At 67.9% G+C, this 19,140-nt stretch carries 18 protein-coding genes and 1 pseudogene; 9 read left to right on the top strand and 10 right to left on the bottom strand.

Annotated features, from left to right (window positions below; genetic code table 11):
* Positions 1-7: 7 nt before the first annotated feature.
* Complete coding sequence (locus E9536_RS04385) at positions 8-787, bottom strand: DUF3348 domain-containing protein (protein ID WP_136469341.1); 780 nt, start codon at positions 785-787, stop codon at positions 8-10.
* A gap of 337 nt (positions 788-1,124) precedes the next feature.
* Here E9536_RS04385 and E9536_RS04390 point away from each other — a divergent pair, with 337 nt between their 5' ends.
* Positions 1,125-2,336: a hypothetical protein gene (locus E9536_RS04390; protein ID WP_136469342.1), complete on the top strand. Its 1,212-nt coding sequence runs from the start codon at positions 1,125-1,127 to the stop codon at positions 2,334-2,336.
* Positions 2,337-2,415: 79 nt separating this feature from the next.
* Here the strand turns inward: E9536_RS04390 and E9536_RS04395 are convergent, their stop codons facing one another.
* Positions 2,416-3,054: a LysE family translocator gene (locus E9536_RS04395; protein WP_027790869.1), complete on the bottom strand. Its 639-nt coding sequence runs from the start codon at positions 3,052-3,054 to the stop codon at positions 2,416-2,418.
* Between the two features lie 273 nt (positions 3,055-3,327).
* Between E9536_RS04395 and E9536_RS04405 the strand changes: the two genes are divergently transcribed.
* The 3 genes and pseudogenes from E9536_RS04405 to E9536_RS04415 all read left to right on the top strand — a co-directional run.
* Positions 3,328-3,906: a hypothetical protein gene (locus E9536_RS04405; protein ID WP_111939090.1), complete on the top strand. Its 579-nt coding sequence runs from the start codon at positions 3,328-3,330 to the stop codon at positions 3,904-3,906.
* Between the two features lie 217 nt (positions 3,907-4,123).
* The gene (locus E9536_RS04410) at positions 4,124-5,503 is read left to right on the top strand and encodes an FAD-containing oxidoreductase (RefSeq protein ID WP_136469343.1); all 1,380 of its coding nucleotides are present in this window, start codon (positions 4,124-4,126) and stop codon (positions 5,501-5,503) included.
* A 28-nt stretch (positions 5,504-5,531) separates the two neighbouring features.
* A pseudogene (locus E9536_RS04415) lies at positions 5,532-5,636 on the top strand (zinc-binding dehydrogenase); the annotation flags it as partial.
* 59 nt (positions 5,637-5,695) lie between these two features.
* Here E9536_RS04415 and E9536_RS04420 read toward each other — a convergent pair.
* Positions 5,696-6,589: an SDR family oxidoreductase gene (locus E9536_RS04420; RefSeq protein ID WP_136469345.1), complete on the bottom strand. Its 894-nt coding sequence runs from the start codon at positions 6,587-6,589 to the stop codon at positions 5,696-5,698.
* Between the two features lie 95 nt (positions 6,590-6,684).
* Between E9536_RS04420 and E9536_RS04425 the strand changes: the two genes are divergently transcribed.
* The 3 genes from E9536_RS04425 (at position 6,685) to E9536_RS04435 (ending at position 9,966) form a co-directional block, all read left to right on the top strand.
* A complete protein-coding gene (locus E9536_RS04425; protein WP_027790862.1) occupies positions 6,685-7,524 on the top strand; it encodes a helix-turn-helix transcriptional regulator in 840 nt (279 codons plus the stop codon).
* A gap of 297 nt (positions 7,525-7,821) precedes the next feature.
* Positions 7,822-9,051: a cyanate transporter gene (locus E9536_RS04430; protein WP_136469346.1), complete on the top strand. Its 1,230-nt coding sequence runs from the start codon at positions 7,822-7,824 to the stop codon at positions 9,049-9,051.
* Positions 9,052-9,195: 144 nt separating this feature from the next.
* Positions 9,196-9,966, top strand: coding sequence for an ABC transporter substrate-binding protein (locus E9536_RS04435; protein WP_027790860.1), 771 nt, complete (start codon positions 9,196-9,198; stop codon positions 9,964-9,966).
* A 78-nt stretch (positions 9,967-10,044) separates the two neighbouring features.
* On the opposite strand, the gene E9536_RS04440 is transcribed toward E9536_RS04435, so the two are convergent.
* A complete protein-coding gene (locus tag E9536_RS04440; protein WP_027790859.1) occupies positions 10,045-10,428 on the bottom strand; it encodes a hypothetical protein in 384 nt (127 codons plus the stop codon).
* Positions 10,429-10,651: 223 nt separating this feature from the next.
* Between E9536_RS04440 and E9536_RS04445 the strand changes: the two genes are divergently transcribed.
* The gene (locus tag E9536_RS04445; protein ID WP_059687671.1) at positions 10,652-11,173 is read left to right on the top strand and encodes a GNAT family N-acetyltransferase; all 522 of its coding nucleotides are present in this window, start codon (positions 10,652-10,654) and stop codon (positions 11,171-11,173) included.
* A 36-nt stretch (positions 11,174-11,209) separates the two neighbouring features.
* On the opposite strand, the gene E9536_RS04450 is transcribed toward E9536_RS04445, so the two are convergent.
* Positions 11,210-11,872: a hypothetical protein gene (locus tag E9536_RS04450; RefSeq protein ID WP_136469347.1), complete on the bottom strand. Its 663-nt coding sequence runs from the start codon at positions 11,870-11,872 to the stop codon at positions 11,210-11,212.
* 258 nt (positions 11,873-12,130) lie between these two features.
* Here E9536_RS04450 and E9536_RS04455 point away from each other — a divergent pair, with 258 nt between their 5' ends.
* A complete protein-coding gene (locus tag E9536_RS04455; RefSeq protein ID WP_136469348.1) occupies positions 12,131-13,210 on the top strand; it encodes a DUF1176 domain-containing protein in 1,080 nt (359 codons plus the stop codon).
* 158 nt (positions 13,211-13,368) lie between these two features.
* Here the strand turns inward: E9536_RS04455 and E9536_RS04460 are convergent, their stop codons facing one another.
* The 5 genes from E9536_RS04460 to E9536_RS04480 form a co-directional block, all read right to left on the bottom strand.
* On the bottom strand, positions 13,369-14,853 hold the full coding sequence (locus tag E9536_RS04460) for an amidohydrolase family protein (protein ID WP_136469349.1): 1,485 nt from the start codon (positions 14,851-14,853) through the stop codon (positions 13,369-13,371).
* A 123-nt stretch (positions 14,854-14,976) separates the two neighbouring features.
* Positions 14,977-16,455, bottom strand: a complete 1,479-nt coding sequence (locus tag E9536_RS04465; RefSeq protein ID WP_136469350.1) for a sodium:solute symporter — start codon at positions 16,453-16,455, stop codon at positions 14,977-14,979.
* Positions 16,452-16,691, bottom strand: a complete 240-nt coding sequence (locus E9536_RS04470; protein WP_136469351.1) for a DUF3311 domain-containing protein — start codon at positions 16,689-16,691, stop codon at positions 16,452-16,454. The genes E9536_RS04465 and E9536_RS04470 overlap by 4 nt, the downstream gene beginning before the upstream one ends.
* A 39-nt stretch (positions 16,692-16,730) precedes the next feature.
* A complete protein-coding gene (locus E9536_RS04475; protein ID WP_060359781.1) occupies positions 16,731-17,843 on the bottom strand; it encodes a porin in 1,113 nt (370 codons plus the stop codon).
* Positions 17,844-18,146: 303 nt separating this feature from the next.
* A complete protein-coding gene (locus E9536_RS04480) occupies positions 18,147-19,034 on the bottom strand; it encodes an IclR family transcriptional regulator (protein ID WP_059653728.1) in 888 nt (295 codons plus the stop codon).
* Positions 19,035-19,140: the final 106 nt, after the last annotated feature.

Here is a 19,140-nt window from a genome sequence, read left to right on the forward strand (position 1 = left end):
GTGTTGATTAGCAGGTGCGAAGGGCCGCGAGCAGCCCGTCTACCGTTTGAAACCGGACTTCGAGTTCGGCAAGCAGGATGCTTTGCATCTCGTCGCGAAACGTATCGAGCCATGCGCCGGGCACGATCGCCGCGACGGCCGGGCTGTTGACGATCGCCGCGCCGTCATCGGCTGGATCGGCCGCGGATTCCGCTGCGGCCGCGGCTTCGGCATCTGCCAGCGCCTGCCGCTCCGCGTCGCGCAGCCGCCCGAAGCGCGTACCGAGCAGCGCGGGCACGGCCGACAGCAGGCTGCGCTCGCGCGCGCCGAGCACGCGCTCCATGATCGCGTCGAGCGTCGCGAGCCGCGCCATCCCGGACGAGCACGCGGCGAGCGCGACCCGCAGGCGCCCACGCAACTGGCCGATCGCCGTTTCCATGTCCTGCTGCAGGGACAGGTAACGCTGGCGGAAGTCCGCGAAATCGGCTGTGTCGGCGGCTGGCGGCGGCGGATCGCCGGGCCGGCGCCGCGCACGCGGCCGGTTGGCGGCCGTGATCGCCTGCGCGAGCTCGTGGCGCACGCGCGCGCAGTCGCGCTCCGCGTCGTAACCGCGCACGCCGGCCGCGACGCCGGGCGGGCTCGCATTCAGCGCGGACGACAGCGTGATCGCGTCGGTCCAGCCGAGCCACTGGCTCAGCCGGTCGGACAGCGTCTGCCGGGATTCCGCGACGTCGGCGTCGGCCAGGCGCGCGAGCAGCCGGACGAGCGCCGGGCCGCTCAGCGCCGGGCGCGAAGGTGCTTGCACCATGCTGCAAACCGTCAAAAAAGGCAGCAGTTTACACGTCGCCGGGAGGTCGACCGCCAGAATCGGGGAAGCGCCACCGCCCGGTGGCGCGTGCGGCACTCGCGAACGCCCGCCACACAAGGCTTGGCGGGCAGCCGAGGGCTGCTGCCGCGACGGTTCTGCCGCCCTTGCCCGCCGCCGCATCGCCCGCCGGTTGCGAATTCGGGCCGCCGAGACCCGCCGCGTTGCGCTACCATCGCAGCACCCGTCGGGCCACGCGTGCCGGCCGCGGGCTGCGCCCCCGAGACCGGGTGCCACCGACCCACAACGACAACAAACGGGCCCGGCCCGACCGCACACGATGCTTGCCAACCTCGTCACGCGCCTGCGCGACCGTTTCGGCAAACCGCCGACCCCGCAGGCCTTCGCCGAACGCCTGATCGCCACGCTGCGCGCATCGGGCGACACGCGCACCTGGCACCACGAGGACGAGAAGGGCTGTCTCGTCCAGTCGGATGCTCCGTCGACCATCATCAACCTGCACAACCTGTTCCGCGACTACGCGGCCGCGAAGCCGTCCGAGCGCGACACCGTGCTGAAACGGCAGGCGAACGCGATGATGCAGCACGAGATCCCCGAGGATTTCGCCGCCGCACGCGCGCAGCTGCGGCCCATAATCCGCAGCGCGACCGAGCGCGGCGTGGCCGCGCTGCAACTGGCCGGGCAGCCCGGCGTAACGGAACTCGCATTCCGGCCGCTGTGCGAGAACATCGAAATCGGCATCGCGTACGACGGCGAGTTCAACATCGCGCGCCTGCCGACCTCGACGCTCGACAAATGGGGCGTCTCGTTCGACGACGCATGCGAGATCGCGATCGACAACCTGCGGGCCGAATCGTCGGCGCCGTGGGCCGCGCTGCCGAACGGGGTGTTCCTGTCGCAATTCAACGATTACTACGACGCGGCGCGGCTGCTGCTGACCGACCTGCTCCACCGGCAGCCGATCGCCGGCGCGCCGGTCGTGATGGCACCGAACCGCGCGGTGCTGCTGCTCACCGGCGACCGCAATCCGGCCGGGCTCGCCGCCATGGTCGACCTCGCCGAACAGGCGCAGGCGCAGCCGCGCCCGCTGCCGCCGCTGATGCTGCGCTGGGACGGCACCGCGTGGCGGCGTTTCGTGCCGGAAGGGCTCGAAACGAAGCTGGCCGCGCTGCGCGTCGGCGAGCTGGCGGGCGACTACCAGGATCAGCGGATGCTCCTCGACGACGTGCATGAACGCGACGGCACCGACGTTTTCGTGGCGACCTACTCGGTGTACAAGCGCCAGGACGGCAGCCTGTTCAGCGTCGGCGTATGGAGCGACGGCGTGCACACGCTGCTGCCCGAGACGGATATCGTCGCGCTCCATCGCGAGTCGACCGGACAGTCGGCCTACGTGCCGATGGCCGAGCTGCTGAACACGTGCGGCGACCTGATGACGGCCACCGGGCATCGCCCGGTGCGTTATGAAGTGAAGGTGTTTCCCGACGACGCGCGGTTCGCGGCGCTGCTGGAGCGGTTCAGCGAAGCCTGATGCCGAAGCGCAGTGCGCGCCGACGGCCGGCCGCTGGAATGGCCGGCCGCCGTGCGATGCAGAACAGGAATGGAAGCGCTCAGATTCCCGCTTTCGGCGCGTTCAGGATCAGCCGCAGCCCGAGCAGCGTGATCGCACCGGCCGCGACGCGGTCGACCCACTTCTTCGCGCGCAGGTAGAGCTCGCGCGGCCGACGCGTGGAGAAACACAGCGCGACGATCGTGTACCAGCCGAACTCGACGCCGAACACGAGCGGCGGCAGCGCCAGATAGCACCACAGCGGCGGATGCTGCGGGAGCAGCGCCGCGAAGATGCTGCCGTACCAGATCGCCGTCTTCGGGTTGCTGAGCTGGGTCGTGAGGCCCGTCCAGAACGACTTGCGCGCGCTGCCGCCGCCCATCGCCTGCGGATCGTCCATCGCGATCGGCCGGTCGGCGCCGCGCCAGATCTTCGACGCCATATAGATCAGGTACGCGCCGCCCGCCACCTTGAGGCCCACGTACAGCCATTCGACGGCCTGCAGCAGCGTGTAGAGCCCGGCCAGCGCGACGCCGCCGAACACGATGCCGCCGATGCCCATGCCGAGCGCGGTGGCCAGCCCGTCGCGGCGCGACAGCCCGATCGCATTGCGGGCCACCAGCACGAAGCTCGGGCCCGGAATCATCGCGCCGAGAAACAGCGCAGCCAGGATGGCGAGTACGGCAGCCGATGCGGTCATCGAAATCTCCTTGGTGAGCGACGCCGAAGCGCCGGCGCCTGCGTGTCGTGTCCGACCGTCGAGCCGTCGATTCTGGCACGCTTCGCGCATGGCCGAAAGCCGCCTTGCGCTGCTATGCTGGCCCTCTTTCCCGTCAGTCGCGCCGACCGCCATGATCGAGATCCGCGCCGCCCGTCGCGTTCAATCCGGTGCCGGGCACCGCGTTTCGCGGGCGGAAGTTGTCGCCCCGCGCGATCGGCCACCCTCTTCCTCTTTTCGACCGGACACCCCGTCATGCGCGTTTTCCACCTGCCCATCGTGCTCGCCTCGCTGCTCGCCGTGCTTTCGCCCGACGCCCGCGCGGCCGACCTGCCGAAGTCGATCGCCGCGCAGCTGCCTGCCGGCTACCAGCCGCTGCTCGCGCAAGCCGGGCCGGATCTCGACAACGGACGGCACAGCTTCCTCGTCGTCGTGCACCGGGCGGTCGATACGCGCGAGCAACCGTCGCCGCGCCCGCTGCTGATCTTCGAGGAGCAGGCCGACCACGCGTTCCGGCTCGCCGCGCGCAACGACCAGGTCGTGCTGCGCGCGAACGAAGGCGGCCAGTGCGATCCGTTCGATCCGGACGATGCCGCCGACAACGGCTTCGCGGTGAAAGGCCGCTATTTCACCGTGCAGAACTTCGTCGCGTGCGGACAGCACTGGACCGACTACGTGACGTTCCGCTACGACCCGCACACGCATGGCTGGGTGTTTTCGAACCGGATCGTCACCGAATCGTTTCCGCTCGACGACCAGCCCGATCACGTCACCGTCACGCGCGCCGACGCGCACCGGCCGGTGTCGTTCGGTCAGTGGCAACGCAAGGACTGACGCGGCCGGCGCAACGCGTCGCGACCGCTTGCATCGCACACCGGCCGGCGCGGGTACGGCCGGGCCCGGGCACGCGCCGCCGCGTTCGCCCCGCCGGCGCTCGCGAGCGCACGCCAACAGGACTACCATAGGCGCTCGCCGTCGCGCGACCGTGCGCCGGCCTCGCACGCGGCTCGCCCGCACGCGTTCCCTCGCTGCACCCGCACAGGAGGACGTCATGACGCAACACTTCGACGCGATCGTCATCGGCACCGGGCAAGCCGGGCCGCCACTCGCCGCGCGGCTGTCCGCCGCCGGAATGAAGGTCGCGATCATCGAGCGCGGCCGCTTCGGCGGCACCTGCGTGAACACCGGCTGCATCCCGACCAAGACGCTGATCGCGAGCGCATACGCCGCGCACCTCGCGCGGCGGGCCGCCGAATACGGCGTGTCGGTCGGCGGCCCCGTCACCGTCGACATGAAAGCCGTGAAGGCGCGCAAGGACCAGATCTCCGGCCGCTCGAACCACGGCGTCGAGCAATGGGTGCGCGGGCTCGCGAACACCACCGTGTTTCAGGGTCACGCCCGCTTCGAGCGCGCCGATGCGGTGCGCGTGGGCGACGCGCTGCTCGAGGCGGAACGCATCTTCATCAACGTCGGCGGGCGCGCGCAGGTGCCCGCGATGCCGGGCCTCGACACGGTGCCGTACCTGACCAACTCGACGATGATGGACGTCGATTTCCTGCCCGCGCACCTCGTGATCGTCGGCGGCAGCTACGTCGGACTCGAATTCGGCCAGATGTATCGCCGCTTCGGGTCGCGGGTCACGATCGTCGAGAAGGGCCCGCGCCTGATCCGCCGCGAGGACGAGGACGTGTCGCAGGCCGTGCGCGAGATCCTCCAAGGCGAAGGGATCGACGTGCAGCTCGATGCGACCTGCCTGAGCGCACGGCGCGACGGCGACGGCATTGCGGTCGGCCTCGACTGCGCGGGCGGCGGCCGCGAAGTCGCGGGCTCGCACCTGCTGCTCGCGGTCGGACGCGTGCCGAATACCGACGATCTCGGGCTCGACCGTGCGGGCGTCGCGACCGATGCACGCGGTTATATCGAAGTCGACGAGCAGTTGCGCACGAACGTGCCCGGCATCTGGGCGCTCGGCGACTGCAACGGGCGCGGCGCGTTCACGCATACCGCATACAACGACTACGAGATCGTCGCGGCCAACCTGCTCGATAACGACCCGCGCAAGGTGTCCGACCGCATCACGGCGTACGCGATGTATGTCGATCCGCCGCTCGGCCGCGTCGGCATGACGCTCGCGGAAGCGAAGCAGACGGGCCGCCGGCTGCTCGTCGGCACGCGCCCGATGACACGTGTCGGCCGCGCGGTGGAAAAAGGCGAAAGCCTGGGGTTCATGAAGGTGATCGTCGACGCGGACAACCATGCGATCCTCGGCGCGACGATCCTCGGCGTGACGGGCGATGAAGTCGTGCACGGGATGCTCGACGTGATGGCCGCGGGCGCGCCGTACACGACGATCAGCCGCGCGATGCACATCCATCCGACCGTGTCGGAGCTCGTGCCGACACTGCTTCAGGATCTGCATCCGGTCGAATGACGCGCGACCCGGCGGGCGGCCGCGCATGCTGAAGCCGCTGATCGATTGCACATGCGCGTTCGACGACATCGTGCACGCGCATCGATACAGGGAAGCCGGCGCGCAGGTCGGGAAGATCGTCGTCGCGGTCTGAAAGGGGTCACGCGGGCGGCGGGCGCGGCCGTTGCAAGCGGCCGCACGACCGCCGCCGGCTCAGCCTTCGAAATACTGCGGCCGGTCGATATCGGCCAGCAGCCCCGGCTGCGTCGGTGCCCAGCCGAGCGATGCGCGCGTGCGCTCGCTCGTTGCCGGCGCATCCATCCCCGCGAACATCGCGAACCAGCCGAAGTGCTCGCCGGCTTCGGCCGCCGTTTTCGCGACGACCGGCACGTCGAGCCGCCGGCCGATCACGTCCGCGATGTCGCGGAACGGCACGCCCGTATCGTCGACCGCGTGATAACGCGCGCCGGCCGCGCCGCGTTCGACCGCGAGCCGGTACACGCGCGCCGCATCGAGCCGGTGCACGGCAGGCCAGCGGTTGCCGCCATCGCCGACGAAGGCCGATACCCCCTTCTCCCTCGCGAACGCGATCAGGCGCGGCACGAAGGCGTGATCGCCGTCGCCGTGCACCGACGGCGGCAGACGCACGACCGATGCGTGCACGCCGCTCGCCTCCAGGGCGACCGCTGCCGCTTCCGACGCACGCGGATAGACCGACGACACCGGCACGTGCGGATCGTCTTCCGTCGCCGCACGCCCTGGCGCGACGAGCGCGAGGCCCGACGTGACGACCAGCGGCCGCGCCGAGCCCGCGAGTGCCGCGCCGATCGTCTCGATTGCGCGACGGTCGAGTTCGCAGTTCTGCGCGAAGCGCGAGAAGTCGTGATTGAATCCCGTGTGGATCACCGCATCGGCGGCTTCGGCGCCGCGCGTGAGGCTGTCGAGATCCTCCAGCGACCCGCGATGGACGTCGGCCCCCGCCGCCGCAACCGACGCGGCGGCCGCGTCGGACCGCGCGAGACCGAGCACCGAGTGCCCGGCGGCCACGAGTTCGGCAACCACGGCAGAGCCGACGAATCCCGACGCTCCAGTAACAAAGACACGCATGTTCAGTACCTCCGGATGGCATGGAGGCTTACTATCTGTCGACGGCCGCTCGCGGTGAAGTTGTGACGGTTTACCGGTAAACGAACTAACAGGATATGGCTGACGCCCCCGACAACCTGCTCGGCGCGTACCTGCGGGACCGCCGCGAGAAACTCGACCCCGCCGCGCTCGGGCTGCCGGCCACGCGGCGCCGCACGCCGGGCCTGCGGCGCGAGGAAGTCGCGCAGCGCGCGCATGTGAGTGCCGCGTGGTACACGTGGCTCGAACAGGGGCGCGGCGGCGCGCCGTCAGCCGACGTGCTCGACCGGCTCGCCCGCGCGCTGCTGCTGAACGACGCCGAACGCGAGCACCTGTTCCTGATCGGTGTCGGCCATCCGCCGGAGGTGCGCTATCACGCGACCGACCACGTGTCGCCGCGCGTGCAGCACGTGCTCGATTCGCTCGACGCGAGCCCCGCGATCGTGCGCTCGGCGACGTGGGACGTCGTCGCGTGGAACAACGCGGCGGCCGCGACGCTGACCGACTACGCGACGCTATCGCCGGAACGGCGCAACATCCTGCGGCTCATCTTCGTCGATCCGCACGTGCGCGGCGTGCAAGCGAATTGGGCACGCGTCGCGCAGTTCGCGGTGGGCGCGTTTCGCGCCGACGTCGCGCGCGGCGGCGCGACGCAGGCCGTGCAGGCATTCGTGGACGAGATGCGCGCGACGAGCGCCGAGTTCGACGCGCTGTGGCGCGACCACGATATCCGCTCGCACGAGGAAGGGACCAAGGAGATCCACCATCCTGCCGTCGGGCGAATCGCGCTCGAATACTCGGCGTTCGCCGTGAGCGGCCGGCCCGACCAGACGCTCGTGATCTTTACGCCGGAGACGGCAGACGATCGCGCGCGCATTCGGGCGCTTGTCGCGGCCCGCGAGAAATACGAAATTTAGCGATTCGCGTAACAATCGCCCTCTTCAACAAACGACGAATCTCCTTGATTGTGCGACGCGCCGTCACTATCGGCGCGTCGATTGTCAGCCTCGGGGCAGCGATCCCGGGTTCTGACGGGCAACACCTCCAACGCCAAAGCCAATCGAGCCTCGATGACCGACGGCAAGCCCACTCCGCCTGGCCATCGCATTCCGCACTGATTCCCAGTCGAATATTTAATTTTCACCTGGCGTAGCGCGCGCTTACCCTTTCGGCATCGCATCACAGGGCCACCGGCCCCTCCCTGGAGCATCCCGATGTCCGACCCCGGCACCGCGCAAGCTGTCCGCCGCCCGCATGCGGCTTCCGTGTCCTATGGCGCGCTCGCGCTGCTGGTGCTGGCCGGCCTCAACCTGCGTCCGTTCCTGACCGCGTTCGGCCCCGTGCTCGACGTCGTGCGCGCCGACACCGGCCTCGGCTTTCGCGCGGCCGCGCTGCTGACCACGCTGCCGTTCGTGCTGATGGGGGTCGTCGCCGGAGTCGGTGTCGGGCTCGCGCGACGCGTCGGCGAGCAGCGTGCGCTGACCGTCGCGCTGGCGCTGATCGCGGCAGGCTGCACGGCGCGCCTGTGGACGGACGGCAGCGCCGGCCTGATCGCGACCGCCATCGTCGCGGGCGCCGGCGTCGCCGTGATCCAGGCGCTCGTGCCCGGCCTCGCGAAGCGCTGGTTCGCCGGCCGGCTGCCGCTCGCGATGGGCCTCTATTCGGCCGCGCTGGTGGGCGGCGGCGCCTTCGGCGCGGTCGCGAGCCCGTGGCTCGCCGCGCACGGCGGCTGGCATCTCGCGCTCGCCGTGTGGGCCGTGCCCGCGCTCGTCACGCTCGCGCTATGGCGCGCGAAGGCACCGCGCGACACCGTGCACGCGACGGCCGCGACAGCGCCGCGCGCCGCGTTCGCCCGCATTCCGCGCGCGTGGCAGCTCGCGCTGTTCTTCGGGCTCAGCAACAGCGGCTACGCCAGCCTCGTCGCATGGCTGCCCGCGTTCTACCGCAGCATCGGCATGAGCCCGCAAGCGAGCGGCAACCTGCTCGCGTGGATGGCGCTGTTCCAGGCGACCGGCGCGCTCGCGATGCCGCTGCTCGCCAAAGGTTCGCCCGACCGCCGCGCCGTGCTGTGGCTCACGCTCGCGCTGCAGGCGGCCGGCTTCGCCGGGTTCGCGAAGCTGCCCGCGTTCGCGCCGTGGTTCTGGGTCGCATGCGTCGGCCTCGGTCTCGGCGGTTTCTTCTCGATGAGCCTGATCGTCACGCTCGACCACCTGCCCGATGCGCGGCTCGCGGGCGCGCTCGCCGCGTTCGTGCAGGGCATCGGCTTCCTGACCGTCGCGGCGAGCCCCTGGCTGATCGGCTGGCTGCGCGACGCGGGCGGCGGCTTCGCGACCGCCTGGTGGATGCATCTCGGCGTGATCGCCGCGATGGCCGCGCTGAACGCCGCGTTCTCGCCCGCCGGCTACCGGCACAGCATGGCGCGCCTCACCGGCGCCGCCCGCTAAAGCCTCCTTTCGAATCCGGACGCTTCGCCGGCCGCTTCCGGCAAAGCGTCCAGCCGCCCGCGCGTGGCCGGGCGCGGGCAGTCACGCCTGTCGGCCGCCAGTTCGCTTCACCACATACAACATCGACCGGTATTGGAGACAATCATGAAAAAGCTCGTTCTCGCCATTGCGCTCGCGCTGACGGCAGGCGCCGCCGCCGCGAAGGACCCGGCAGTCCTGCGCCTCGGCGTCGACCCCAGTTATGCGCCGTTCGAATCGCTCGCGCCCGACGGCAAGCTCGTCGGTTTCGACATCGATCTCGGCAATGCGATCTGCGAACGGATGAAGGTGCGCTGCGTGTGGGTCGAGAACGCGTTCGACGGGATGATCCCGGCGCTGAAGGCGCGCAAGTTCGACGGCGTGCTGTCGTCGATGAGCGTGACCGAGAAGCGCCTCGCGCAGATCGCATTCACCGACAAGATCAACAACGTTCCGCCCCGGCTCGTCGCGCGGCGCGGCTCGAACCTGCAGCCGACGCCCGAATCGCTGCGGGGCAAGAGCGTCGGCGTCGAGCAGGGTTCGACGCAGGAGACTTACGCGCGCACGTACTGGGAGCCGAAGGGCGTGATCGTCCGCACGTACCAGACGCAGGATCTCGTCTACCAGGACCTGCTGTCGGGACGGCTCGATGCATCGCTGCAATCGTCGGTGCAGGCCGACCTCGGTTTCCTGAAAACCGCGAAGGGCGCGAACTTCGAATTCGCGGGGCCGCCGCTGCACGACCCGAAGACGCTCGGCGTGGGTTCCGCGATCGGCGTGCGCAAGGATGACGACGCGCTGCGTACGCAGATCAACCAGGCGCTTGCGAGCCTGATCCAGGACGGGACGTACCAGCGGATCGCGAAGAAGTATTTCTCGTTCGATATCTACAACTGACGGACGCGTAGCGGACAACACGAAGAGGCGTCACGCATGAATGCGCACGCCTCTTCTTCGTTAACCGAACGATATCGACTACGCCGCTCGCTGCAACAAATCCGTCGCGAAAGACCTCGCATGCTCGACGGCTTCCTGCGCGTCGCCGAACACACCGAGCTGATCCCAGTGTTCCTCGGCCGCATACGTCCCCTTCACGGCAAGCGCCCGCTGAACGCTCAGCTGCGCTGCGTACTTGCCATCCTCAAGCGGTCGAGCCGTCGCCACCACCTTGTGCGGCGGGCTCGCGCGCTCCGGCTGAATCAGTTCGACAGCACCGCCGGCCGTGTCGACGTACATCAACTCGTTCCTGGCTTTGCAGTCCGGGCAGTAGAAGCACCAGCCCGCGTCCTCCTGACGGGGCCTGACCTGCCCGCGAGCGAGCACGGCGCGGCATTCAACGTTTTCGCAGATGAACGGCATGGCAGTCTCCGAGGTTGTTTGCGGAAAATCCTAGCATGTCCGCCGAAGGTCAACCACCGTCTTCGTCATCGACATGGCCACGGAGCGTGTGGTGCGGATCGCCGAGACGGTCAGGCTCCCCCCAACCTTTCACACGCCGTACACGCGGGTCGACCGGATGCTCGCGAGCCCGACGTCACCCGGGCTAAACTGTCTGCCCGACCGACGAACCGAGCCATCCTTCATGTTGATCCGCGTTGCAACCCTGTCCGATGCCATCCCGCTTGCCGAATTGAAGCGCGACACGTTTCGCGAAACCTTTCTTCAGGACGGGTTCGGCATCGACTACCCACCGAACGACCTGGCTGCGTACGAGGCTCGAACCTACTCGGTAGAAACGATCACGGGCCAGCTCAACGATCCCGAATGCCGCACATGGGTTGCTGAAAGCGACGACGGCACGCTGGTAGGCTATGCGCACGCGGGGCCGTGCAAGCTCCCGCACCCGGACGTCGCAGAAGGTTCGGGCGAGATCCATCAGATCTACCTTCGGCGCGGTACGCAAGGAACCGGCGCCGGGCGAGCCCTGTTCGACTCCGCACTGGACTATCTGGCAACGGAGCGGCCCGGCCCGGTATGGCTTGGCGTGTGGTCCGGCAACGCGAAGGCGATTGCCTTCTATGAGAAGGCAGGGTTCACGCGTGTCGGTACGTACGATTTCAAGGTCGGGGAATCGACCGATCTGGAATTCATCTATCGGCGCTGAGGCGGTGGATCGAGACGCGGTGCGATTGACGCGCCTTCAGTAACCGCGCGGATAAGGCGCCGGCGTCATTCGCGGATCGTCGATAGGCATGTCGACATTCAGCAAGGACAGAAGCTGCCGATCAAGGCAATGCTGCGGAAAGAAGTGATTGAAATAGGAAACGTCCTCGCGTCGGTCCGCCCTCTGGAACATCGCTTCGATCGGCCCCCAGTAGTATTGCCAGGACAACCTGTCCATCTCGCGCTGTCGATCGCCCGGAAATGCATCGATCTCAATCGTGCGCAGCCCGTCATGCATGAATTGATGGACACGCCAGAGCCGGTCGCTCAGAAAATTCGGCGCACTCGGCGAGAACGCGACATAGTCCGCATCGGCTTCGTCCCGATACCCCGCAATGCGGGTGAATGCCTGAAAGGATGGAACGCCGGCCATGCTGTCCGGATCGCGCAATTCAAGCTGGTAGAAATAGAACAGCGTCGCCGTGTCCGCGTCATACCGGATGACCAGCTTGTTGCCGGGATGGTGATACCACCCGGTTGCCGGATCCACGAATCCGCCCTGACTGTCCGGCTGCAGCCCCGGCTTGATGCCCAGGATGCATCGAACATCGTCGATCAGCGCATCACCCCAGTCGGCATAGAATCGGCTCAACTGTGTCCTGCCAATCGATACAGAAGCATAGATACCTACCGGCTCCATGTGATTGCTCCGTCAGGGTTGCTCCGATTCACCACCACGCATGTTACAACCGGCCCCGGCGCGGGCATGCCGGCGCGTTGCAATCAATCGAACGGTATCCGGGGTTTGCGACGCAACCGGAACGAAAAATGGTCAGGCGCACGTGCGTAAAGCGATTCGACCTTCGCGTCGACCCAGGCAGCACCACTCCGGGATGCTTTCATTTCCGGCGCATCGCTTGCGTTACGATTCACGTCATCCTCAACTCCGTGGAAGCACATGAAGACTCGCGCCATTGCGGTGGGCACGGCGCTCGTCGCGCTTTTCGCCACCGCGGCCACGTCGCTCGCCGCCAGCGCGGCACCTGCCCGGGAACCCGGCGCGCCCAGCTACGACACCTACAAGTCATGGCTGGTCGCCTGCGACAACGGTTTGACCTGCGAGGCGAAGGGTCTCGCGAACGGTGGCGAGACCGGCGCAGACTTGCGCTTCATTCGCTCAGCCGGGCCGAACGGCGCGCTCACGGTACGGCTGAGCGTCGCCACCAACACCAGCATCAATCTCGATGACCTGCGCGTCGACGACGCGCCGCTGCGGCTGGACGACTCGGCCTGGAGCGAGAAATTCGACGACGGGATAGCGACTTTGTCGACCACGCGACCGGCAGCCGTGGCGGCCTTCGTCTCACCGCTTCGCAACGGCACGAAGCTTCAGTTCGGCGAGGATGCAGACGCTTATGTTCCGCTCGATGGCATGGTCGCCGCGCTGCTGCGTATCGATGACCGGCAAGGGCGCATCGGGGGAACTACCGCGTTGATCCGCAAGGGGCCTGCCCCTGCGTCGCAGGTCACACCTGCTCCGTCACTGCCCGTCGTACCGAAGCGGAAGATCACGTCGCAGTTGTCCGATCAAGAAGAAGAACACCTGATCGCGCGCGCGAAACGAATCCGGGATGCCAGCAGTTGCGAGGAGAATGCGTCGCGCTATCTCCATGAAGCAGCGTATGCACTCGACAAGCACAACGCGCTCGTGTTTCTTCCATGCATCATGGGCGCCTACCAGGGTTCGTCGGATGTGTTCATCGCCCCGCGTATCGGCGGCGGAAAACCGGAGCCCGTCAAGCTGCCGATTCCTGAAGGGGGCTTTTCAGACCCTTCACTGGTCGAACCGGACTTCGACCCGGCTACCGGCACGCTGTCCACCTTCGGCAAGGGACGCGGGCTGGCCGATTGCGGCTTTCAGGCCAGCTGGATCTGGGACGGCCATGCGTTCCGGATGTCGACTGTGTCGCAGCAGAAAACGTGTGGCGGCGTTCAAGGAGGCGACTGGCCGACGCTCTATCGGTCGCGAACGAAGTAGGCCAACGATCGCTCTCGATGGCGCAGATTCCATGCGGTCGTTATTCCAACCACACTGGAGTCGGCCAACCAGGGCATCGCCAACGATTCGGCGGCGTTGCCGAACGAACAGGCCGGCCACGCCGGCCCGCCACCGCACGACAACGCCCACCTGCCCGCTCAATAGCGGCTGCGCCCCCACAGCGTCTTCGGCTCCTCGAGCAAATGACGCAACCCGCTGCGCTCGATCGTGATTGCCGCGACTTCGTTCACCCGTTCGAGCACCGCGTTCTCGTCGACCGACAACACGCGCCGATCCTCCATCAGCACCCGTCCGCCCACCATCGTCATGCACACGTCGGCCGCGTTCGCGAAGCACGTCACGCGATACACGGGCATGTTCATCGGCATCATGTGCGGCCGGAACAGGTCGACGAGGATGATGTCGGCGAGCTTGCCGGCTTCGAGCGAACCGGCCTCGTGCTCGATCGACAGCGCCTTCGCCGCGTCGATCGTCACCATCTCCAGCACCTTGCCGTGCGGCAGCACGTCCGGGTCGCGGAAATGCCGGCGGTGGTAATGCATGCACTGCCACATGTGGCGGAACATGTCGTAGCCGCGATCGGGCGCCGCACCGTCCGACGCGATCGCCACCGTCACGCCCGCATCGATCAGCTCGGGCACCGGGCAGCGCCCGATGATCGACATGATCGCGCTCGGGTTGTGGACGATCGCAGTGCCCGTCTCGACGCACGCCGCGATGTCGTCGTCGGTCAGGTCGATGCTGTGCGACATGAACGACGTCGGGCCGAGCAAGCCGAGCTCGCGATGCGCGAACGCGAGCGTGCCCGCGCGGTGGCCGTCCTGCGTGAACGTCAGCCCGCGCTCGCGTGCGAGCGCGCCGTAGCGTGCGGCCTGGTCGCGGAAGTCGTGCTCGTACCGCGCAAGCTCGGGATCGTGTTCGGGCCCGTACACGGGCAGCGTGAGCGCGATGCGGATCCGGCCGTCGGCATCGCCGTGGCACTCGTCGACGATGCGCTCGCATACGTCGAACATCGTGTCGAAACCGATGTCGCGCGTGTCGCGGCCCTCCGGCGTGTGGCGCGTATAGGCACGCGGCGCGGGCGGCCGCGACGGGCCGACCGCGACGATCGAGCGCGTACCGGTGCGCACGACCGCGTCGCAATGGCGCCGCGCGTAGACCGGATCGTCGACGCGCATGATCGAATTGCCGCCGCCGAGCAGCGACACGCCGGTCGTCACGCCGGCCTTCAGGCGTTCGAGCGCGGCGAGATGCGATTCGGCCTCCCAGAACGCCTCGTCGGACGCGCGCGTGTAGATCGTCTCGGCCGCGGCCGACCACGCATCGCCGTCCGCGCCGCCGATCGTGCGCAGCATCGCGTGGCCCGCGTGCGCATGCGCATCGATCAGGCCCGGCAGCACGGCCTTGCGGCGCGCATCGATCGTGCGCGCGGCACGGTAACGCGCCTGCAGTTCATCGGTGCCGCCCACGGCGACGATGCGCTCGCCCTTGACCGCGACCGCGCCGTTCTCGATCACGCGCCGCTGCGGGTCCATCGTGATCACGCAGCCGTTCGCGATCAGCGTGTCGATCGCTTCGCGGTCGTACTCTCGCGTGCCCCCTCGCTTGTCCTCGGTAGTCATTGTTCAGTGTCCTGTTGTGGTTCGATTGGCCTTGCTGCCATCCAGTGGCCGAGAGTGGCCGAGCGGCCGGGCCGCCGGGTGGAACCCCGGCGGCCCGGCGACGGCGTCATGCCCGAAAAACCGTCACGCCGAACCGACCGGCGCGGCGACCCGCGCCTTCAGCTTGCGCTGCACCGCGCTGATCACGACGAACACCAGCGCGTTCACCGCGAGCGCGACGAGCCCCGGGTTGATCGACGTCAGCGTGTTCGACGCGCCCGGGAACAGCGACGCGAGCGTCACGCCATAGTAGTTCGTCATCGCGATCACGATCGCGCCGGCGACGATGCCCGCGAACGCGCCTTCGCGCGTGCCGAACGGCCGCTTCAGGAAGCTCGAGGCGAGCATCGGCACGAGCTGCGTGAGCAGGCTCGACGAGAAGATCGCGAGCGTGACGAAGGTCGCGCCGCCGCGCAGCACGAAGTAGACGACCACCAGCGTGAAGATCGGCAGCGCGATGCGCGCGACGCGCGCCACCTCGCGGTCGGTCGCGTTCGGCGCGAAGCCTTCGCGGTAGATGTTGCGCGCGATCGTCGTCGATGCGTTCAGCATGATCAGCGACCCCGGCACCAGCGCGGTGAGCAGCCCCGTGCCGCCGACGATGCCGACGAACCACGCAGGGAACGTCTGCTTCACGAGCCGCAGCAAAGCGAGATCGGTCTGTGCGCCTTCGAGCCCGTGCACGGTCATCACGGCCGCGAAGCCGACGAGGAACAGGAACGCGATCAGCACCTGGTACAGCGGCATCAGGATCACGTTGCGGCGCAGCGCGCGCTCGTCCTTCGCGACGTAGATCGCGGTGAAGCCGTGCGGATACAGGTAGTAGCCGAGCGACGTGAGCAGGATCGTCGAGTTGTACCAGCTCAGGTTGAAGCCGTGCTCCGGCATGCGCAACAGTTCGGGATGCGCGGCGTCGATCTTCGCGAACATCTCGCCGAGCCCGCTGTAGTAGTGCATCGGCAGGTACAGGCCGAGGAAGATCGCGATCGCGAGGATCAGCACATCCTTGAAGATCGCGATGCTCGCCGAGCCGTGGATGCCCGACACGACCATGTACACGGCCATCAGCGTCGCGGCGATCCAGATCGCGGCCGCCTGCGGAATCAGCCCGTACGACATCTCCGACACGATCACGCCGAGCCCGCGCAACTGGATCATCAGCAGCGACACCATCGCGAACACCGCGACGATCGACACCAGCACGCCGATCGCGCGGCTGTCGTACTTCGACGCGAAGTAGTCGGCGAACGACACGAGCCCGTGCGCCTTCGCGTAACGCCAGATCGCCGGCAACATCCAGTAGCCGATCACGAACGCGAGGCAGCCGTACGACAGGATGTAGAACGCGGGCACGCCCTTGCTGTAGGTCCAGCCGCTCGCGCCGAGGAACGAGAACGTCGAGAATGCCTCGCCGGCCATCAGCAGGAACGTGAGCAGCGAGCCGAAGCCGCGCCCGCCGACCGCCCACTGCTCGAGCGTGAGCTTGCGGCCGCGGCGCGCCATCACGCCGATGGCGAGCGCGAACACGGCGAACGCCGCGATGATGACGATCGACGCGTTCATCGCGCGTCTCCCGAACGGCCGGCGCGGGCCGCGTCGCGTGCGTCTCGCTCGTCGCGCTCATCGCGCTCGTCGAGATGGAACAGGATCGCGAGAATCGCGGCCGTGGCCGCCATCCAGACCAGGCTCCAGACGAGCAGGAACGGCAGCCCGAACAGCAGCGGACGCGCCTCGGCAAGCGAGCCGCCCGCATACATCCCGACGAACGGCAACGCCGCCAGCAACAGTTTCAGTTTCATGAGTGCCTCCTCCGGAAGACGCGCGTGAGCGTCAGAACATCAGAACTTCTGGCGGATGCCGACCACCACCGCCACCTGCGACGTCGTCGTCGACGCGCTGTCGGTGCCGTCGATCCATGCCTGGCCGACACCCGACGACGCCTTCTGGTAGAAGCCGTTCACGTAGACGTCGGTGCGCTTGGACAGCAGGTACTGCACGCCGGCCGATACCTGGTGGTAATGGCCGCTTTCGCTGGCGCGCGCGACCTGCGTATAGGTGTAGCCGGCCGCCGCCATCAGCGCGGGCGTGACCATGTAGCGCAGGCTGCCTTCGTAGTTGTTGAAACGCAGCGCGCCGCCCGTCGCCTGGCCGAAGTTCGAGCCCGTGTACAGCAGGCCGAGCGTTGCCGGCCCGATCGCGTAGCTGCCGCCCGCCCCCCAGATCTGCTGGCGGATCGCGCTCCCGAGGCGTGCACCGAACACCGATGCCGACGCCGGATAGTAGTTATCCGAAGCAACTGCGCCGCTCGCGCTGACCGCCGGATGGTTCACGCGCGCATACGCGGCGCCCGCGTTGAGTGGCCCGTTCACGTACGTGACGCCCGCGCTCCAGCTGTTGTCGTTCGCGAAGCCGGTCGAGTTCGAGAAGCCGTACACGAGGTTCGCCTGCAGGCCCGCGATCGTCGGCGACACGTACTTCACCGCGTTGTTGAGACGGAACGTGTTGTTGATGTCGTCGTTGTCGAACGGGTGCGTCGAGTATTGCGCAAGGAAGCTGCTCATCTGCAGCGAGCCGAGGATGTCCTGCGTCGAGTTGTACTGGCGGCCGAGCGTCACCGCGCCCCAGTTCGCGCCGCTCAGGCCGACCCACGCCGAACGCCCGAACATCCGGCCGCCCTGCCCGAGCGCGCCGTTCGCGACGTTGAAGCCGTTCTCGAGGCGGAAGTTCGCCTTCAGGCCGCCGCCGAGATCCTCGGAGCCGATCAAGCCCCAGCGCGGCCCCGATTCGTTGCCGCCCGTGAACTGCCACAGCGAATGGCCCTTCGCGTTGTTCGTGTAGGTCACGCCCGCGTCGACGATCCCGTACAGCGTCACCGTCGACTGCGCGTGCGCGGCGCCGGCGAGCAGCATTGCGATCGCGGCGCCCGTCTTCCCACCCTTCATTCGCACCATCTCCGTCATCTCCTCTCCAAACCTGCTCATCGATGTTGTGTTTTGTTGGTCCTGCCCATGCATCCCGACCGGGTTGTATAGACAGTCGCTGGATGGTATCCAGCCGCAATCACATCAAGAAATGAAATGTTCAACTGGCCGGCAGTTGAAAATCGAATGAGAGGCGACGGAGGGGAAATGAGCGGGGGTCGCGCGACCCCGCAAGGGAAACGAAAGCACGCAGGCCCGCTGGACGCGGCACGTTTTGATCGGACGTGAATGGCTTGCGTAAGCAAGCTGACGAAACGGCGACGCGCGAGGCGGCTATACGGTTTTCCCTGATAGCCCGTGCATCGGCCGCCGCAACGCGGCATCGAACGGATTGGTACGTGGCCCGATCGCGTCGGCCTGGCGCCGCAGCAGTTCGACGACCATCGGCATCCGGTCGTCACCGAGGCGTGACGCGAGCGTGCCGACGCTCAACGCGCCGACCGGATAGCCAGTGCGATCGAGGATCGGCACCGCGACACCGGCCATCCCGTCGAGCACGCCGCTGTTGCGGCCCGCGTAGCCGAGCTGCCGCACACGTTCGATCTCGGTACGCAGGTACACCTCGTCGAGCACGCCGTAGCCGCGAATGCGCGGCACGTTGAAGCGGATCACTTCCTCGCGTTCGGCTTCCGGCAGGAACGCGAGGATCGCAAGGCTGCCTTGTCCGACACCGAGCGCGATGCGGCCGCCGATGTCACCGGTAAACGAACGGATCGGAAACGGCCCTTCGCACAGGTCGAGACACACGGCGTCGAAGCCGCTCTTCACCAGCAGGAAGATGGTCTCGCCGAGGCTTGCGCACAGCCTCAGCAGCGCGGGACGGCACAACGTGCGCATGCTGCTCGGGTTGCCGGCCTGCGCGGCGAGCGCGAAGAAATCGACACTCAGGCGGTACAGCTTCGACTGCTCGTCCTGTTCGACCATCCCTTCCGCGATCAGCGATTGCAGGATCCGGTGCGCGGTGCCCTGCGTGAGGCCGACGGCCTTTGCCAGATGCGTGACGCGCACGCCGTCCTGCTGCATGCCGGCCAGCGCGCGCAGGATCGCGAACGCGCGCTGCAGCATGCCGGTGCCCGGTGCGCCGGCCGCATCGACGGCGTCCTCGTCCGGGCGCGGCGCGCGTGCGGCCGGCGACGTTCCGGTCGAATGGGGTTCCTGCATGCCGGCTCTCCTCGATGATTTCATTGAACGGAATACGGTAGCCGCCATTGTCGTCCCGCCGAAATTCCACGGGCATCCGGGTGTGCACGGGATTGACGCGTGCATT

This window comes from Burkholderia sp. LS-044, assembly GCF_004803625.1.
Classification (GTDB): Bacteria; Pseudomonadota; Gammaproteobacteria; order Burkholderiales; family Burkholderiaceae; genus Burkholderia; species Burkholderia cepacia.

What these genes read in the sequence shown, in the direction of transcription:
- E9536_RS04390 (WP_136469342.1), top strand. Translation starts at nt 1,125, where the DNA reads ATGCTTGCCAACCTCGTCACGCGCCTGCGCGACCGTTTCGGCAAACCG.
- E9536_RS04470 (WP_136469351.1), bottom strand. Translation starts at nt 16,691, where the DNA reads ATGAAACTGAAACTGTTGCTGGCGGCGTTGCCGTTCGTCGGGATGTAT.
- E9536_RS04460 (WP_136469349.1), bottom strand. Translation starts at nt 14,853, where the DNA reads ATGACTACCGAGGACAAGCGAGGGGGCACGCGAGAGTACGACCGCGAA.
- E9536_RS04425 (WP_027790862.1), top strand. Translation starts at nt 6,685, where the DNA reads ATGGCTGACGCCCCCGACAACCTGCTCGGCGCGTACCTGCGGGACCGC.
- E9536_RS04410 (WP_136469343.1), top strand. Translation starts at nt 4,124, where the DNA reads ATGACGCAACACTTCGACGCGATCGTCATCGGCACCGGGCAAGCCGGG.
- E9536_RS04440 (WP_027790859.1), bottom strand. Translation starts at nt 10,428, where the DNA reads ATGCCGTTCATCTGCGAAAACGTTGAATGCCGCGCCGTGCTCGCTCGC.
- E9536_RS04420 (WP_136469345.1), bottom strand. Translation starts at nt 6,589, where the DNA reads ATGCGTGTCTTTGTTACTGGAGCGTCGGGATTCGTCGGCTCTGCCGTG.
- E9536_RS04480 (WP_059653728.1), bottom strand. Translation starts at nt 19,034, where the DNA reads ATGCAGGAACCCCATTCGACCGGAACGTCGCCGGCCGCACGCGCGCCG.
- E9536_RS04445 (WP_059687671.1), top strand. Translation starts at nt 10,652, where the DNA reads ATGTTGATCCGCGTTGCAACCCTGTCCGATGCCATCCCGCTTGCCGAA.
- E9536_RS04465 (WP_136469350.1), bottom strand. Translation starts at nt 16,455, where the DNA reads ATGAACGCGTCGATCGTCATCATCGCGGCGTTCGCCGTGTTCGCGCTC.
- E9536_RS04405 (WP_111939090.1), top strand. Translation starts at nt 3,328, where the DNA reads ATGCGCGTTTTCCACCTGCCCATCGTGCTCGCCTCGCTGCTCGCCGTG.
- E9536_RS04435 (WP_027790860.1), top strand. Translation starts at nt 9,196, where the DNA reads ATGAAAAAGCTCGTTCTCGCCATTGCGCTCGCGCTGACGGCAGGCGCC.
- E9536_RS04455 (WP_136469348.1), top strand. Translation starts at nt 12,131, where the DNA reads ATGAAGACTCGCGCCATTGCGGTGGGCACGGCGCTCGTCGCGCTTTTC.
- E9536_RS04395 (WP_027790869.1), bottom strand. Translation starts at nt 3,054, where the DNA reads ATGACCGCATCGGCTGCCGTACTCGCCATCCTGGCTGCGCTGTTTCTC.
- E9536_RS04450 (WP_136469347.1), bottom strand. Translation starts at nt 11,872, where the DNA reads ATGGAGCCGGTAGGTATCTATGCTTCTGTATCGATTGGCAGGACACAG.
- E9536_RS04430 (WP_136469346.1), top strand. Translation starts at nt 7,822, where the DNA reads ATGTCCGACCCCGGCACCGCGCAAGCTGTCCGCCGCCCGCATGCGGCT.
- E9536_RS04475 (WP_060359781.1), bottom strand. Translation starts at nt 17,843, where the DNA reads ATGGTGCGAATGAAGGGTGGGAAGACGGGCGCCGCGATCGCAATGCTG.
- E9536_RS04385 (WP_136469341.1), bottom strand. Translation starts at nt 787, where the DNA reads ATGGTGCAAGCACCTTCGCGCCCGGCGCTGAGCGGCCCGGCGCTCGTC.